Raw genomic sequence first — 17,497 nt, forward strand, 5'->3', positions numbered from 1 at the left:
CTGATTCATAAGACAAAAGAAACTTGCCTTACTTGTTTTCTTGATTTTCAATTGTTTTCTTGAGGGCGTTCCAAGCCAGGGTTGCACACTTGATACGTTGAGGAAATTTGGCAACACCTGATAAGAAGGCTGCGTCTCCAAGACTATCTTGTCTGTCATCTTTTTGGCCTTGAACCATTTCAGAAAAGATAGTCGCAAGCTCTAAAATTTCTTGTTTGGTTTTTCCTAAAACTGCATCCGTCATCATGCTTGCAGAGGCAGTCGAGATGGTACAACCTGAGTTTAGAAAAGCAATATCTTCCAAACGGCCCTCTGCATCAAACTTGACTGAGAGGTTGATGACATCTCCACAGGTCGGATTGTTGAGACTGATTTGCTCAGCATCTTCCAACTTCCCTTGGTGATGTGGATTTTTCGAATGGTCTGCTACCACTGTCATATAAAGGCTATCTAGTTTAGAAAGTGCCATTGAAAAACTCCTTTGTCTTTTGTAAGGCATCGACTAGCTTGTCGCAATCTGCCTTGGTATTGTAAATATAAAAACTTGCGCGAGCTGTTGCTGGGACATCCAAATACTGGAGCAAAGGTTGCGCACAATGGTGACCTGCTCGAACTGCTACTCCTTCATAGTCCAGAGCCGTAGCAAGGTCGTGAGGATGGAGATCGCCTAGGTTAAAGGCAATGACACCTGAACGTTGAGCCAAGTCCTGTGAACCATAAATGGTCAGTCCTTCAATCGCCTGCAGTTTTGGATAGACGTATGCGATCAATTCTTGTTCATGGGCTTCAATCGCATCCATACCAATCTTTTCAAGATAATCTACTGCCGCAGCAAGTCCAATTGCACCTGCCATATTGGGAGTTCCCGCCTCGAATTTCCAAGGTAATTCCTTCCAACTAGCAGATTGCTCATAGACGAAATCAATCATCTCACCGCCAAATTCAACTGGTGACATTTCTTCCAGATACTTTTCTTTGCCGTAAAGAACACCGATTCCAGTTGGACCAGCCATCTTGTGACCTGAAAAAGCAAAGAAGTCCACATCCAAGTCCTGGACATCAATCTTCACATGAGGTGTAGATTGAGCACCATCCACCACCATGATGGCTCCAACTTGGTGGGCCATTTGAGTGATTTCTTTGATTGGATTGACCACACCAAGAACATTTGAAGCGTGAGCTAGGGAGACAAATTTCACCTTATCAGTCAATTTAGCTCGCAAATCATCCATATCCAGAGCTCCATTCTTAAGGTAGACATAGACAAGCTCTGCCCCAGTCTTGCGGCAGGCTTCCTGCCAAGGAATGATGTTGGAATGGTGTTCCATGACAGAAATCAAAACCTGGTCTCCCTCAGTCAAGACTTCCTCTGCAAAGCGCGCCACCCAGTTGAGACTGGTTGTCGTTCCCCTAGTAAAGAGAACTTCCTTTGTAGACCCTGCATTGATAAACTTACCAATGGTTTCACGAGCCGCCTCATAAGAAGCTGTCGCCCTTTCAGCTAAGGTATGAACGCCACGATGAACATTGGCATTATCCTGTTCATAGTAGCGGTTAATCGTCTCCAGAACTGCTAGTGGTTTTTGTGTCGTCGCAGCATTGTCCAAATAAACCAATGGTTCATCATTAACAATCTGGTCTAAAATTGGAAAATCCTTGCGAATCACTTCTACATCTAACATAGGCTACCCCTTAGCGTTTTGACAATTTTTCTTCGATAGTTGCAATCATTTCATCACGAACTTCCTTGACTGGAATCTCAACGATAACAGATCCAAGGAAACCACGAACAACCAAGCGTTCTGCAGTTGCCTTATCCAAGCCACGGCTCATGAGGTAATACATATCTTCTGGATCTACCTGACCGATAGAAGCTGCGTGACCTGCAGTAACATCATTTTCGTCAATCAAAAGAATTGGATTGGCATCTGAACGCGCTTGGTCTGAAAGCATAAGAACACGACTTTCTTGTTGCGCATCTGCTCCCTTAGCACCCTTGATGATGTGGCCGATACCATTGAAGGTTAAGGTTGCTTTTTCAAGAATAACCCCATGTTGAAGGATATTTCCGATTGAGTTGCAACCATAGTTAGTTACTCGGGTATCAATCCCTTGTACCTGACGGCCACTTGAAAGAGCTACAACCTTGAGATCTGCATGGCTACCGTTACCAATCAAGTCACTATCAAAGTCCGCAACGACGTTCCCTTCGTTCATGACACCGATTGCCCAGTCAATGCTTGCATCGTTGCCTAATTTACCACGACGGCTAATGTAAGCAGTGACGTTTTCACCTAGACGGTCAATCGCAGCAAACTTCACTTGAGCTCCAGAACGCGCAATTACTTCTACTGTGATATTGGCAGTTGCTTTGGCACTTCCTTCACCACGTGACTCTAGACGCTCCAGATAACTAATCTTAGAATTTTTACCAGCGATAATCATAATATGCTTGTTAAACGGCACATCGCTATCGCTGTCTTGATAGAAAATTCCTTCGATTGGTTCAGCAATTTCCACGTTATCAGGAATGTAGAGAACAGCACCACTATTGAAATAAGCTGTATGGTAGGCTGCCAACTTGTCATCGTCATACTTAACAGATGACATGAAGAATTCTTCGATTAGCTCTGGAATTTCTTCTAAAGCTGAGTGGAAGTCTGTAAAGACGACACCCTGTTCAGCTAACTCAACTGGAGTTTGCTCAAAAACAGTCTGAGTTCCTACTTGAACCAACTTCAAGTGATTATCTAGAGCTGTGAAATCTGGAACATTTGCTGATGGCTCACTTTCTGTAATCGTTCCATCACCCAGATTCCAACGGTGGAATTTGACACGCTCAATAACTGGTAATTCCAAAGTCTCAATCTTGTCAAAAGCTTTTTGACGGAGATTAGCCAACCAGCTTGGTTCAGCGTGCATTTCTGAAAAAAGTTTAATATTTTCTTTAGTCATTTACTTCTCCTAAAAGACACGAGGGAATTACAATTCTTCCTTGTAGTCGTAGCCAAGTTCTTCAGCTAGTTTTGCGTATCCTTCACGTTCCAAACGCGCAGCCAATTCGGGACCACCAGAAAGAACAACACGACCTTCCATCATGACGTGTACCACATCAGGTGTGATGTAGTTCAAAAGACGTTGGTAGTGAGTGATAATCATAGCACCAAAGCCTTCACCACGCATAGCATTCACACCTTTAGAAACAACTTTAAGGGCATCAATATCAAGACCAGAGTCAATCTCATCCAAAAGGGCAAAAGTTGGTTCCAACATCAAAAGTTGAAGAATCTCATTACGTTTTTTCTCACCACCAGAGAAACCTTCGTTGAGGTAACGCTCAGCCATTTCTTCTTTCATGTTGAGCAATTCCATCTTTTCATCTAGCTTAGTGATGAACTCGCGAACTGAAATCTTCTCATCGTCTTCTTTACCAGCATTCATGGCTGCACGAAGAAACTCAGCGTTAGTAATACCAGGAATTTCTGATGGATATTGCATAGCAAGGAAAAGTCCCATACGCGCACGCTCGTCCACTTCTAACTCAAGAATATTTACGCCATCAAACAAGACTTCACCTTTGGTCACTTCATAGTTTGGATTTCCCATGATAGCGGCAGAAAGAGTTGATTTACCAGTACCATTTGGTCCCATGATAGCGGCAATTTCTCCTGTTTTCAGGGTCAGGTTAACCCCTTTTAAAATTTCTTTTCCTTCAATCTCAACGTGAAGATCTTTGATCTCTAATACTGACATGATAGTTCCTTTCTTTTTCAAGGCCTTTACCAGTACTCACTAGAAACATACTTGATTTCCCTAGAAAATACGGTAAAAGGTCAATAAATATACTTTTATAGTATAACAAAAAAAAGCCTAAAAGGCTTTGATTTTGTCTAGAAGCTGAGGACTAGTCTTTTCCTTTTAAATGCTGGTCAATGACATCTACAATCTTGCCCATCAAGTAACTAACTCGGAAATTTCTGAAGAGCAAAATGGCCCAAAAGGCTGCCATAATATAGCGACCAGTCATCCAGGCTTCATTGAAAAAATAGGTCTCAGCAGCTGTAAACAGCGCAATGATAATAAATTGTTGTCTATTCATAAACTTATTGTATCATGAAATCTTTCTTTAGTCTTCCTCGACCTTCACTTTATCAGCCAAAAATTCAAATCCTTCTGGAATCAGACTTTCTTCTGCTTCTTTTTCAGTTTGAGAAGATTTTGCTTTGGCTGAAAAGGCTGCGCGAACTTCTTTCCATTCCTCCATGGAAATAGCTAAAATCTCAGGTGAAAAACCTGCTGCCTGACTGAGGATATTGCCAAACATGGTGTTGAGATTGTCTCGTTTCATGGTTTGACCAGCATTGAAGTTAGATTCAAAAGCAAGAATAGCATGGTGTTCATTGGCTGCAACCGGTTGAGAACCAACTAGCAGAGCCTTATCAGGACCTCCAAGACTTTCAATTACCTCTCCCCAGGCATTCTGCAAGCGAATCAGATTTTGACGTGCTAAATCAGGATTTTCGACAGCCTCTTGTAAGATAGATTGAACTTTATTACGATCCACACGATAGACGGTCTTGCTCGCTGCTGGACGGGTAAGTACTGGACTAGTTGTTTTTGGTACAGTGCCCACATTTGAGAGTTCATGTTTGAGACGGGCAACTTCCTGTCTCAATGCAGAAATTTCATGTTCAACTGCCCCAGAAAGAGCTGGTTCAAGCTTAATCTCTGCCAAACGAATAGTCATCATCTCAGCATAAATCTTAGGTTGCAAACTAGACTTAATATCTGCTAAACTGACTGTCGCCAAGCGAATCATTTCAAACAGATTTTCTTGAGGAAGTGCCAAATTTTCTACAAAGACTAGACTATGATGAGTGTTTTCTCCACCTGTTTGGACAATTAACAAGTCTCTTAAATAGTGCAAAAGGTCGGTCACAAAACGAGTCATGCTCTTACCATTGTCAAAGAGAAGATTTAAGCAATACAAGGCCTTGGGAACATCCTGTTGAGACAAGGCAGCCACATAATCATCCAAGGCTGATAGGCTAATAGTGCCAGTAATTTCTTCAGAAATGGCAGTCGTCAATTCATTTCCCTGTGTTAAACTTAGGGCTTGATCCAAAATAGACAAGGCGTCTCGCATTCCACCTTCAGCCCGTCTAGCAATGATTTCCACAGCCTCTGGTTCAGAACTGATATTTTCTTTGTCTAAGATATAGTGAATATGTTCCTTAATATCCTGTGTCTTAATCGATTTAAATTCAAAACGTTGCACACGGGATAGAATAGTCGCAGGTATCTTGTGCAATTCAGTAGTAGCCAAAATAAAGACCACATTCTGTGTTGGCTCTTCTAACGTCTTTAGGAGGGCATTAAAAGCTCCTGTAGACAGCATGTGAACCTCATCTATGATATAGACCTTATAACGAGCAAGGCTAGGCGCATAGGTAGATTTATCACGAATTTCACGGATTTCATCCACCCCGTTATTAGAGGCTGCATCCATTTCAATGACATCTTCTAAACTACCATCCGTCACCGCTTGACAAATATAGCAGTTATTACAAGGTTCACCACCCACTTGATTGGGACAGTTCATAGCTTTGGCAAAGATCTTAGCCACACTAGTTTTTCCCGTTCCACGTGGACCAGAGAAAAGATAGGCATGACTTATTTTCTCTTGCTCTACTGCTTGTTTAAGAGTCTTAGCCACAACTTCCTGTCCAACCAACTGGGAGAAGTTTTGACTTCTATATTTTCGATAAAGAGCTTGATACATTAGGCTTTCTCCCCAAACATTGTAAAGTCCCATTCTGTCTTTTCAAGCAAAATAGCGACAAATTGTTCCAAATAATCTCGATCCATAGCATCATAATCATCAATCTCTGAAGAATCCAGATCCAGAACCCCGAGCAATTGACCATTCTTAACCATCGGAACAACAATTTCACTTTTAGCTCGACTATCACAAGAAATATAGTTGGGATAAGTTGTTACATTACCAACCAGAACAGTTTCCTGAAAGTGAGCTGCCTCCCCACAAACACCTTTTCCAAGTGCAATACGGATGCAGGAAACACCGCCTTGGAAGGGACCTAAAACCAATTCCTTTCCATCAAACAAATAAAAGCCTGCAAATACAGTATTGGAAAAGCGTGATTTTAAAAGAGCACTGGCGTTGGAAAGATTAGCCAAAACATTGGTTTCACCTTCCAATAAAAAAAATAGCTCTTCATTTAACATTTGATAACGTGATTGTTTTTCTGATTCTAACATAGAACTATTATATCAAAAAAGGCTTACAGACAAAAGAAAAATCCCTTGTTTAGAAAACAAAGGATTTTGTGAATTTTCAATTTGATTAAAGTTCGATATCACCGAACAAGTCAGCCATTGAGAATCCTGTTTGTGTTTCTGGAAGTTCGAAATCACGTTTTTCTTGACGTTTTGGACGACGTGGACGAGCAGCACGTTTTTCTTCTTTTTGTCCTTCTTCTTGAGCTGGACGTTCTTCAAGAGCTTTGATAGAAAGTGATACGCGCTCTGCATCTGCATTAACTTCAAGAACTTTAACTTGAACTTCTTGACCAACTTTAAGAGCTTCTTTTGGATTTTCAATACGTTTGTGTGAAATTTGTGATACGTGAACAAGTCCATCGATACCTGGCAATACTTCAACAAATGCACCGAAGTCAGTCAAACGTTTAACTGTTCCTTCAACTACATCACCTTTAGCCAATTTTTGCTCAACGCCATCCCATGGTCCAGGTGTTGTTGCTTTAAGTGAAAGTGATACGCGTCCTTCTTCTTCGTTAAGATCAAGGATTTTCACTTCAATTTCTTCACCAACAGTTACAACTGATTTTGGTGATACGTTACGTTCGTGTGACAATTCAGTTAAGTGAACCAATCCGTCAACACCACCAAGATCGATGAAAGCACCGAAACTTGTGATACGTGCAACCTTACCAGTTACAACATCACCAACAGCCAATTTACCGAATACTTCAGCGCGAGCTGCTGCAGTAGCTGCTTCAACAACTTCACGACGTGAAAGGATGAAGCGGTTTTCTTTAGCGTCAACTTCTTTGATTTTAGCGTCAAATTCTTGACCTACAAAACGCTCAGTGTTACGTACGAAACGAGTATCCAACATTGAAGCTGGGATAAATCCACGAACACCTTCAAATTCTACTGAAAGTCCACCCTTAACGGCACGAGTTCCTTTAACAGTAACAACTTCTTCTTCGCGACCAACAAGTTTGTCCCATGCTTTGCGAGCTTCAAGGCGTTTTTTAGATACAAGGTATGTAACTGTATCAGTATCTTTACCAACTACTTGACGAAGTACAAGAACATCCAATACTTCTCCTACTTTAACAAAGTCATTGATATCTGCATCGCGATCGTTTGTCAATTCGCGAAGAGTCAAGACACCTTCAACACCAGTTCCAGAGATTGCAACGTTAGCTTGAGTCGCATCAACTGTCAATACTTCAGCACTAACAACATCACCAGTCTCAACTTGGCTAACGCTATTTAGCAAATCTTCAAATTCGTTCATCTAAAAAATCCTCCAACAATCAAGTTTTTCTTAAACTTGACATACTTATAATTTTTTTCCTAAGCACCCGCAAGAACAAGTTCATATCGTTCACGTCTTTCAATTATAAAAATAAAATACCCTAAGATATTTTGCTTTTTATCTTGATCATTACCTAAGAACTGGGGTAGCTGGATTCGAACCAACGCATGAGGGAGTCAAAGTCCCTTGCCTTACCGCTTGGCTATACCCCATTGATGAAATGGAGAGAGAGGGATTCGAACCCCCGAACCCGAAGGAGCGGATTTACAGTCCGCCGCGTTTAGCCTCTTCGCTATCTCTCCTACAATCAACATGGACTATTATATCATGAAAATTTCCAAAAAACAAGACTTATTTTGCTAAATTATAATTTTCAATCAAAATTTCCACAGCTTTTTCCAATTTTTTATAAAAACTATCGACATTCCCATTCTTTATGATGGCAAATTGTCCATCTAATTCGGCAATTTCTCCGATAACTTTTTTACCAATGGTCAATGTATAGCCTTCAAAACTGTCTTTTCCTACATTAACCTTGGCATCTGCTACTTGAATTTCAATTTTTTTATCTTTCTTACTCATTTCATACCTCTCTTCACTTTTTCTATTTTACAAGAAAATCCTAAAACTAGCAAGAAAAAACTCTATATCATTCCATGTCTGATATAGAGTTTTCTGCTTTATTTAATGTGTTTTTCTAGTTCTTTTTGGTACTTACCATTTGATTCCAATTTTTCTTTTTGCCATTTTTTCAGTGCTTCTTCATATTCTTTTGTCGTAACGATATCTTTTTGTAATTTCATTCCTTTAAAGATATATGGGTCACCCTTAATACCAACTTGTGAGTATGGTTTTGAGAATGGTACTACATTACTTACAACTGGAGAACCACCAGATGAGGCTGTTGGCATCAATAATGAACTATCTGTCAACCAAGCTTGAGCCTTGGCATATTTTTCATAGCGTTCTTCAAGATTCGTAGTTTCTGAATCCGCATCATCCAATAATTTCTTATACTCATCTAAACCAAGTTTAGCTACAACATCTTTATCTTTCCCTTTAGTAATACCTAGGTGCTTCATAGCAGAACCTGATTTAGGATCCATGATATTCAAGTAAGATGCTGGGTCTTGATAACTTGGAGCCCATCCTGTACTGTTCAAATCATAGTCTTTTTGAGAAGGAACACGCGCTTGTGAAGTGATTGTTTCCTTTTCATTATCTGTCATTTGAAGAACGTCGATGACAACATTTTCAGCACCAAGAGTTGATTCGATAGACTGTTTGAAAGAGTTGCTTTGTTGAACGGCGATGGTATCTGTTTGTTCAACTGGGACATCCAAGTGAATTGGGAAAGTTACCCCTTTAGATTCCAAGTCTTTCTTAGCTTTTTCAAAGGCTGCTTTAGCCTTGTCAGGGTTGTAGATAGAATCCTTACCGTCAACTAGCTCAACACCTTTCCATTGGTCACCATAGTTCACCAACTCTGCTTGAGCGATTTGACCAAAGTTCTTACCACCTGCTTGCACAAAGTTATCTGGAACTAGACTGTTACGAATAATCTTGTCCGCACCGTCTTCACCATTTAGCTGTGCAGCATAAGAATGGCGGTTAAAGGCAAAGTTGATAGCCTGACGGAAGTCCTTATTAAGCATAGCTTCTTTTGTAGAAGTCTTTTGCTCTTCACTTGTTTTCGCAGTTTTATTATATGACTGACGATTTACGTTAAAGGTGAAGTAATAGCTACTTGAGTCCTGTGGGCTATAAGTGATTTTATCTCCGTATTGTTCCAATGTTGAAGCGAAGTTTGAGCTACTTGGGAAGAGACGGGCTGTCGTATAAGCACCAGAAGAGAAACTACGAATCAAGGATTCCTGATCAGAACCATCGTAGTAAGTCAATTTAATCTTTTCGATCTTTACCTTTTCTTTATCCCAGTAGTTTGGATTTTTCTCGTATTCAATTAACGATTTAGACGTCAAGGTCTTCAAGATATAAGGACCATTGTAGAGAATTCCTGCTGGAGTAACTGCTCCATAATCTTTACCTGATGCCTTCAAAAACTCTTCATTTACAGGTAACATCGTTGCTGTAGTGACTTTAGAGTTCCAGAAGCTTTCTGGTTTGTTTAGGGTATATTCGACTGTGTAATCGTCCAAGGCCTTGACACCAACTGTAGAGAAATCATTGGTCTCACCAGTCATGTAGGCATCCAAGCCCTTGATTGAATTTTGGATGAGAGAGACACCATCTGACTTACCGTCAGCTACGTGTTTCAATCCTGTCACAAAGTCATGGGCAGTTACTTCTGCGTATTCTTCACCTTCTGAAGTATACCATTTAACCCCTTTACGAAGTTTATAGGTATAAGTCAAACCATCTTTTGAGACAGACCAATCTTCAGCTAAGGAAGGAATAACATTTCCGTATTGGTCATTTTCCATCAATCCATCAACCACATTCCCGATGACATCTGTTGTAGATGTACGAGTCGCTACACTATAGTCCAAAGACGCAGGATCTACTGCATAGACATATGAAAATGTTGTCGGTGCATCTGCTTCTTTATCAGCTTTTCCACAAGCCACTAATAGAGCTGTTGTGCTCAGGACCACTCCTGCTGTTAAGAGCCACTTTTTCGATTTCATAAAAAATCTCCTTTAGTTTATTTTAATCTACTTTTACAATCCAACCTTCTGGCGCTTCAATATCGCCAAACTGAATTCCTGTCAATTCATCATATAATTTACGAGTCACAGGACCTACTTCTGTTTCGCTATAGAACACATGGAAATCATCACCGTGCTGAATTCCACCAATTGGAGAAATAACTGCTGCTGTACCACAGGCACCTGCCTCTACAAAACGGTCAAGGTTATCAATTGGGACATCCCCCTCAATAGGAGTTAAGCCCAAGCGATGTTCTGCCAAATAAAGCAAAGAATACTTGGTAATAGATGGCAAGATAGAAGGACTCAATGGTGTTACAAATTCATTATCAGCTGTAATTCCAAAGAAGTTAGCTGAGCCGACTTCTTCAATCTTTGTATGAGTTGATGGGTCTAGATAGATAACATCTGAGAAATGACGTGACTTGGCCAATTTCCCTGGCAAGAGACTTGCAGCATAGTTTCCACCAACCTTAGCCGCACCTGTACCATTTGGAGCCGCACGGTCGTATTCATCCTGAATCAAGAAGTTGGTTGGAACCAATCCACCCTTAAAGTAATTTCCAACTGGCATAGCAAAGATGGTGAAAATGTACTCTTCTGCCGGTTTAACCCCAATAATATCTCCGACACCAATCAAAAGAGGGCGAAGATATAAGGTTCCACCTGTTCCATATGGAGGTACATATTCTTCATTTGCACGAACAACTGCCTTACAAGCGTCTACAAACATTTCTGTTGGAACTTGTGGCATCAAGAGACGGTCACATGTCCGTTGCAGACGTTTAGCATTTTCATCAGGACGGAAAAGTTGAATACTGCCATCCTTAGTACGATAAGCTTTCAAACCTTCAAATGCTTGTTGACCATAGTGAAGACTTGGAGAAGACTCTGAAATATGCAAGTTTGCATCCTCTGTAAGCTCTCCTTGATCCCATTGTCCATTTTTAAAATGAGCAATATAGCGATAAGGTAATTTCATATAGGAAAAACCGAGATTTTCCCAATCAATCGTTACTGTCATATTCCACTCCTTATTCTAAAAACCTATTTCTTTTATTCTACACTATTTTTCTAAAATAGCAAGTATATTTTGTAATTTTCAGAAAATTTCTTCAATAAAAAAGAACCAGCTCTTAGAACTGATTCTTCATTTCACTTATTTGACTTCTGTAAATACTTCTTTAAGATAAGCGTCAAAAACTTCTTCATCTGAAATAGTATCAGAAATGAAGCTTCCGTTGCTAGTGCGTTCTGACAAGTTCAAGTCTAGCAATCGGCTTTCATAGATTGTTCCTTTGTTTGATTGAACAAGCAGAGTTTGGTCGTTCTCTTCCACATCTGTGCTGAAGAGATCACCAATAAAGCCTTGTTCTGCAACCGCTCCTGCCAAGAAGACACGATGCGGTTTGTTTTTCAACTCACGCAAGACTTGTAAGCCACGTTTGGCACGGCTGGTTGCCGGAATTTCGGCAATAGAAACACGTTTCAAACTTCCACGTTGGGTCAAGAGGTAGAAGGATGAGGTGTTACAGATAAAGGCGGATTGGAGGACATCATCTGCTTTCAGGTTCATAGCTTTGACACCTGCAGCCTTAGCACCGACAACTGGTACCTCTTCGATATTGAAACGAAGGGCATAACCATTTTGGCTAATCAAAAGAACATCATCTAGTTTAATCGGAGCCACTGCTACAATCTGGTCTGTCTCGTCTTTGAGCTTAGCATACTTGACAGACTTAGACTTGTAGGTCCGCCATGGAGTGAATTCTTTGCGTTCTACACGCTTAATTTGACCAAGACGAGTTGCAGCAAAATAGGTTGTCGCATCATCAAACTGATCCACGACTTCCACATAAAGGATTTCTTCGTTAGTTTCGAAGTTTGTGATGGTTTGGCTCAGATGCTCTCCAATATCCTTCCAGCGAATATCTGCCAATTCATGGATTGGTCGATAAATGACATTTCCAAGACTTGTGAACATCAAAAGATGCTGTGTTGTCTTAGCAGCTTGTACAAAGATCAAACGGTCATCATCACGCTTGCCAATTTCTTCCAGGGTTGAAGCGGCAAAGGAACGTGGGCTGGTACGCTTGATATAACCTGCCTTGGTAACGCTGACATAGGTATCTTCCTCGGCGATCAGACTAGCTGTATCAATCTCAATTGCTTTCGCAGTGTCTTCTAAAGAACTCAAACGAGGAGTGGCAAATTTCTTCTTAACCTCACGAAGTTCTTTCTTCATGAGATTGTACATAGTCCGCTCATCACCGATAATAGCCGCAAGCATGGCAATCTTTTCACGAAGTTCTGCTTCTTCTTCCTGCAAGACAACCACATCGGTATTGGTCAAACGGTACAGTTGCAAGGTTACGATAGCCTCAGCCTGCTCTTCAGTAAAATCATAACTGACCTTGAGATTTTCCTTGGCGTCAGCCTTATTCTCAGAAGCACGGATAAGCGCAATGACTTCGTCCAAAATCGAAATCACACGAATCAAACCTTCAACGATATGGAGACGTTTCTCAGCCTTTTCCTTGTCAAAGCGTGAACGCGCCAAAATCACTTCACGACGGTGGGCAATGTAGCTAGACAGGATTGGAACAATCCCAACCTGACGAGGCGTGAAATTGTCAATTGCCACCATATTAAAGTTGTAGTTGATTTGTAGGTCGGTGTATTTAAATAGGTAGTTGAGAACAAGCTCCGTATTGGCATCTTTTTTTAGCTCAATAGCAATACGGAGACCGTCACGGTCAGACTCATCGCGAACCTCAGCAATACCAGACACCTTATTATTGACACGAACATCATCAATCTTCTTGACTAGATTGGCCTTGTTGATTTCATAAGGAATCTCAGTAACAACAATTTGTTCCTTACCACCTTTTAGCTTTTCAATCTCAGTCTTGGAACGAACAACCACGCGCCCTTTCCCAGTTTCATAGGCCTTCTTGATTTCATCACGGCCCTGAATGATTCCTCCTGTTGGGAAATCTGGTCCAGGCAAGAATTCCATGAGTTTATCAACTTTTGCAGTTGGGTGGTCAATCATATAAACCGCTGCATCAATGACCTCAGCCAAATTATGCGGTGGAATATCTGTGGCATAACCAGCCGAAATCCCAGTCGAACCATTGACTAAAAGGTTTGGAAAGGCTGCTGGCAAAACTGTCGGCTCTTTTTCAGTATCATCAAAGTTCCAAGCAAAAGGAACGGTCTTTTTCTCGATATCTTGAAGAAGGTAACCTGCAATCTCAGACAAACGTGCCTCAGTATAACGCATAGCTGCAGGCGGATCACCGTCCATAGAACCGTTATTACCGTGCATTTCAACTAGAATCTCACGATTTTTCCAGTCCTGTGACATACGAACCATGGCATCATAGATGGAACTGTCACCGTGTGGGTGGAAATTTCCCATGATATTCCCGACAGACTTGGCCGACTTACGGTAACTCTTATCAAAGGTATTACCATCCTTATTCATAGAATAAAGAATGCGACGCTGAACCGGCTTCAAGCCATCACGAATATCTGGCAAAGCCCGGTCTTGAATAATGTATTTGGAGTAGCGACCAAAGCGCTCTCCCATGATGTCCTCCAGGGACATATTTTGAATGTTAGACATAATAATTCTCTTTTTAGTGTTTTATTGTAAAGTAAATCTATATTTTATAAATTTAACTGTTTCTTTGTAAGTAGTGAGAAAAGAAGAGCAATCCTACTAATCCTAGAATGAATAAAAGATTAATTTTAATAACAAATAAGCTAAGTAGGGTATTAATTAGACCGTGAAAAATGGCGCAAAAAAGGACCGACTTTGTCTTTTTGAAAATAGCTGCTAGAAGAATACTGAGATAAATTGCAAATAGACTGAATAATATAAAAGGCATCCCACTTTGGGAACTTCCAATCACAAACCATAAAGGTACATGCCATATTGCCCAAATACAACCTGTTATCAAACCGGAAATCCAAAAGGAGAATCTAGTTTCTAAAGTTGGTTGCAAGATGCCTCGCCATCCCAATTCTTCTTCGCCACCATAAACACAGACTGCACTCAAAAAAACAACTAACAAATTTCCTAGTGGAAAAGCCGTATTAAGCTCCTTAGAGGATAAAGCAATGACACCTGTCTGCACGAAAATTAGTAAAAGAAATAACAAAATATATTTCTTTGAGTCCCCTAAGATAAAAGAGACTATGCTTTTAATGGATTTTTGAGGTAAACAAGAAATGGCTGCAATGGTTGGACCGAAACCTCCTAGTAGATGGAGAAAAACTCCCAGTGGACTCGTTAGAATTAAGAGGCTCATTTGCGTCAGAAAAGCGAGCAATCCCCAACCAAATCCCCAAGAAATGAGAAAACTAATCAGTAAAAATTTTGTTATCTTATTATTTTGTAAATGTTTCATTTGTTTCGAGTCTCTCCTCAGCATATCTCATCATCTTCTCGGCTACTTCTTTATCGTAGTCAAAGCCCATCTTTTGGGCAAGGGTCTGAGCCTCTTGGTGGAAAAGTTCCATGGTAGCAAATAAAGACTGGTTGATTTTATCTAAACTGGAGAAATCAAGCAGAGCAAAGAATTCCTTCTCTTTCTCATCAGGTAAATAGTTAAAGAGATACTTATAATTCTTTCCAATGTCTACCCTTCCCCTGTCACTTACCACTTGCCAAGCCAAGACTTTCAAGAGTTCTTGTTGACAAATACTGTAGAGATGGTCGGTCGCATAGATGAGCTGATTACGACAAATGCCCTTGACTACATAGGCAGACACCCACCAAAATTCATTGCAGACTTTTTCAAAATCTATCTGACTAGCTGAACTTGTCCAGTAACGCTGAGGATTTGGAGAATATGGCGCAAACAAGCCCTTAGTGTCCTCTAGCACCGTGAAATCCGCTTCGCTTTCTACCCACTCCTTGATATACTCTTTAGGACATAGAGTCAAATCAATACGGTTACCATCTTCAAAGAGCATAAGATAAAGACGACGGTTGCCTAGGACATTATGTTGCTCAATGATACGTTTACCAAAGGAGTCCAACCAAGCAAGGTCACTCGTCAGATTATCTAAGTCGTCCACAACAAAAACTACATCATAGTCTTGAAATTCATCTTTTGGTGCTTTTGTATCAGTTCGTGAACCAGACATAGCGACAGCCTCGACTTGTAAAGTTTGGGCAGTCTGTAAAATCACATCGAGCATTTCTGTTTCTGTTCTCATGTTGATACCCATTGATTAAAAACTGACTTAAAATGCTGTTGTCTCCTCCAGCGTAAACTTGACATTATCCTCAATCCACTTACGGCGTGGCTCGACCTTATCCCCCATAAGGACATTGACGCGACGTTCGGCGCGAGCAAGATCTTCGATAGTGACACGAATGAGAGTTCGAGTTTCCGGATTCATGGTTGTTTCCCAGAGTTGGTCTGCATTCATCTCACCAAGTCCCTTGTAGCGTTGGAGGGTGGCTCCTTTACCAAACTGCTTCCGTAGTTCTTCTAACTCACCGTCAGTCCAAGCATAAGCCACTTCTTCTTTCTTACCTTTTCCTTTAGACATCTTGTAAAGAGGCGGAAGGGCGATATAAACATGGCCTGCCTCGACTAGCGGACGCATGTAGCGGTAGAAAAATGTCAAGAGCAAGGTCTGGATATGGGCACCGTCGGTATCCGCATCGGTCATAATAATAATCTTGTCGTAGTTGGCATCCTCAATAGAAAAATCTGCCCCAACACCCGCACCAATGGTATAAACCATGGTATTAATTTCTTCATTTTTGAGGATATCCGCCATCTTTGCCTTGGCTGTATTAATAACCTTACCACGAAGAGGCAAAATAGCCTGGAACTTGCGGTCACGGCCTTGTTTGGCAGAACCACCCGCAGAGTCCCCCTCGACTAGATAGAGTTCATTCTTAGCAGGATTCTTAGACTGAGCTGGGGTCAATTTTCCAGACAATAAGCCCTTGTCTTTTTTATTTTTCTTACCATTCCGGCTCTCATCACGCGCTTTGCGAGCCGCCTCTCGAGCATCACGCGCCTTGATAGCCTTGCGGATGAGGTTAGAAGCCAATTCACCATTTTCCATAAGGAAGAAGGTCAACTTATCAGCCACTATTCCATCCACAACTGGGCGAGCTAGTGGACTTCCTAGTTTGTCCTTGGTCTGTCCTTCAAACTGGAGATGTTCTTCAGGAACCAAGATAGAAAGAACGGCTGCTAGTCCCTCACGATAGTCTGAACCTTCAAGGTTTTTATCTTTTTCCTTGAGAAGCCCCGTCTTACGCGCATAGTCATTCATGACCTTAGTGATAGCAGATTTGAGTCCTGTCTCATGCGTTCCGCCGTCCTTGGTACGAACGTTATTGACAAAGGACAGAATGTTATCTGAAAATCCATCATTGTACTGGAGAGCTACTTCCACTTGGAAACCATTGTCTTCCCCTTCAAAGTAAAGGACTGGGGTCAAGGTTTCCTTGTCTTCGTTCAGATAAGAAACAAAGTCTTGTACCCCATTCTCATAGTGGAATTCAATCGCTTCATCTGTTCGTTTGTCCGTCAGAGATAAGGTCACATTTTTTAAGAGAAAAGCTGATTCATTGAGGCGCTCTGAAATGGTATTGTACTTGAAGTCTGTCGTAGAAAAGATAGTCGAATCAGGCATAAACGTAACCTTGGTACCTGTCTTAGACTTAGGCGCTGTACCGATTTTCTTCAAAGTCGTAACAGGTTTGCCACCATTTTCAAAACGTTGCTTGTAAACTGCACCATCACGGGTAATTTCAACTTCCAACCAGCTTGATAGGGCGTTTACAACGGAAGATCCAACCCCGTGGAGACCACCAGAAGTTTTATATCCTCCTTGACCGAACTTTCCTCCGGCGTGAAGAATAGTAAAGATAACCTCAACTGTTGGGATTCCCATAGCGTGCATACCTGTCGGCATCCCACGTCCGTGGTCTTGAACCGTTAAACTGCCATCTTTATTGATGGTCACATCAATACGGTCACCAAATCCAGACAAGGCTTCATCGACAGCATTATCGACGATTTCCCAGACCAGGTGGTGGAGACCTGCTCCATCAGTCGATCCGATATACATCCCTGGACGTTTTCGAACCGCATCCAACCCTTCTAGCACCTGAATGGCATCATCATTATAATTATTAATATTGATTTCCTTTTTTGACACAAGGAACCTCCTATTCGTTCATCTTTACTATTCTACA

Annotated in this window: 15 protein-coding genes and 2 tRNA genes; all 17 read right to left on the reverse strand. The window is 41.2% G+C overall.

The features are described from left to right. Positions 1-28 precede the first annotated feature (28 nt). A complete protein-coding gene (sufU, locus tag N8M95_RS02425) occupies positions 29-469 on the reverse strand; it encodes a Fe-S cluster assembly sulfur transfer protein SufU (protein ID WP_261116541.1) in 441 nt (146 codons plus the stop codon). Then, positions 456-1,682: a cysteine desulfurase gene (locus N8M95_RS02430; protein WP_261116542.1), complete on the reverse strand. Its 1,227-nt coding sequence runs from the start codon at positions 1,680-1,682 to the stop codon at positions 456-458. The genes sufU and N8M95_RS02430 overlap by 14 nt, the downstream gene beginning before the upstream one ends. A gap of 10 nt (positions 1,683-1,692) precedes the next feature. After that, positions 1,693-2,955 (reverse strand): Fe-S cluster assembly protein SufD, encoded by a 1,263-nt coding sequence (gene sufD, locus N8M95_RS02435; RefSeq protein WP_203213307.1) that lies wholly within the window; start codon positions 2,953-2,955, stop codon positions 1,693-1,695. 27 nt (positions 2,956-2,982) lie between these two features. Beyond that, positions 2,983-3,753, reverse strand: coding sequence for a Fe-S cluster assembly ATPase SufC (gene sufC, locus N8M95_RS02440; RefSeq protein WP_000114489.1), 771 nt, complete (start codon positions 3,751-3,753; stop codon positions 2,983-2,985). Positions 3,754-3,904: 151 nt separating this feature from the next. Continuing rightward, positions 3,905-4,099, reverse strand: coding sequence for a DUF3272 domain-containing protein (locus N8M95_RS02445; RefSeq protein ID WP_001081602.1), 195 nt, complete (start codon positions 4,097-4,099; stop codon positions 3,905-3,907). Positions 4,100-4,126: 27 nt separating this feature from the next. After that, positions 4,127-5,782 (reverse strand): DNA polymerase III subunit gamma/tau, encoded by a 1,656-nt coding sequence (dnaX, locus tag N8M95_RS02450; RefSeq protein ID WP_261116543.1) that lies wholly within the window; start codon positions 5,780-5,782, stop codon positions 4,127-4,129. After that, positions 5,782-6,279, reverse strand: a complete 498-nt coding sequence (locus N8M95_RS02455) for a GAF domain-containing protein (RefSeq protein WP_203213309.1) — start codon at positions 6,277-6,279, stop codon at positions 5,782-5,784. The genes dnaX and N8M95_RS02455 overlap by 1 nt, the downstream gene beginning before the upstream one ends. Positions 6,280-6,364: 85 nt before the next feature. Continuing rightward, positions 6,365-7,567 carry a 30S ribosomal protein S1 gene (rpsA, locus tag N8M95_RS02460; protein WP_001001631.1) on the reverse strand — a complete coding sequence of 401 codons (1,203 nt, stop codon included), beginning with the start codon at positions 7,565-7,567 and terminating at the stop codon, positions 6,365-6,367. 161 nt (positions 7,568-7,728) lie between these two features. Beyond that, positions 7,729-7,800, reverse strand: a tRNA-Gln gene (locus N8M95_RS02465). A 9-nt stretch (positions 7,801-7,809) separates the two neighbouring features. Further along, positions 7,810-7,890: transfer RNA gene (locus tag N8M95_RS02470), tRNA-Tyr, on the reverse strand. 49 nt (positions 7,891-7,939) lie between these two features. Further along, positions 7,940-8,170, reverse strand: a complete 231-nt coding sequence (locus N8M95_RS02475) for a DUF2969 domain-containing protein (RefSeq protein WP_000037113.1) — start codon at positions 8,168-8,170, stop codon at positions 7,940-7,942. Positions 8,171-8,268: 98 nt separating this feature from the next. Continuing rightward, on the reverse strand, positions 8,269-10,236 hold the full coding sequence (locus N8M95_RS02480; RefSeq protein ID WP_218493526.1) for a peptide ABC transporter substrate-binding protein: 1,968 nt from the start codon (positions 10,234-10,236) through the stop codon (positions 8,269-8,271). 22 nt (positions 10,237-10,258) lie between these two features. Further along, positions 10,259-11,281 (reverse strand): branched-chain amino acid aminotransferase, encoded by a 1,023-nt coding sequence (locus tag N8M95_RS02485; protein WP_020901730.1) that lies wholly within the window; start codon positions 11,279-11,281, stop codon positions 10,259-10,261. Positions 11,282-11,416: 135 nt separating this feature from the next. Continuing rightward, positions 11,417-13,888 carry a DNA topoisomerase IV subunit A gene (gene parC / locus N8M95_RS02490; protein WP_261116544.1) on the reverse strand — a complete coding sequence of 824 codons (2,472 nt, stop codon included), beginning with the start codon at positions 13,886-13,888 and terminating at the stop codon, positions 11,417-11,419. A gap of 52 nt (positions 13,889-13,940) precedes the next feature. After that, positions 13,941-14,675: a CPBP family intramembrane glutamic endopeptidase gene (locus tag N8M95_RS02495; protein WP_261116545.1), complete on the reverse strand. Its 735-nt coding sequence runs from the start codon at positions 14,673-14,675 to the stop codon at positions 13,941-13,943. Next, the gene (locus N8M95_RS02500) at positions 14,656-15,489 is read right to left on the reverse strand and encodes an aminoglycoside 6-adenylyltransferase (protein WP_261116546.1); all 834 of its coding nucleotides are present in this window, start codon (positions 15,487-15,489) and stop codon (positions 14,656-14,658) included. Before N8M95_RS02500 ends, N8M95_RS02495 begins: the two co-directional genes overlap by 20 nt. 27 nt (positions 15,490-15,516) lie before the next feature. Beyond that, positions 15,517-17,460: a DNA topoisomerase IV subunit B gene (gene parE / locus N8M95_RS02505; protein WP_261116547.1), complete on the reverse strand. Its 1,944-nt coding sequence runs from the start codon at positions 17,458-17,460 to the stop codon at positions 15,517-15,519. Positions 17,461-17,497: the final 37 nt, after the last annotated feature.

The sequence above is a fragment of the Streptococcus mitis genome, from assembly GCF_946190325.1.
Taxonomy (GTDB): domain Bacteria; phylum Bacillota; class Bacilli; order Lactobacillales; family Streptococcaceae; genus Streptococcus; species Streptococcus mitis_CF.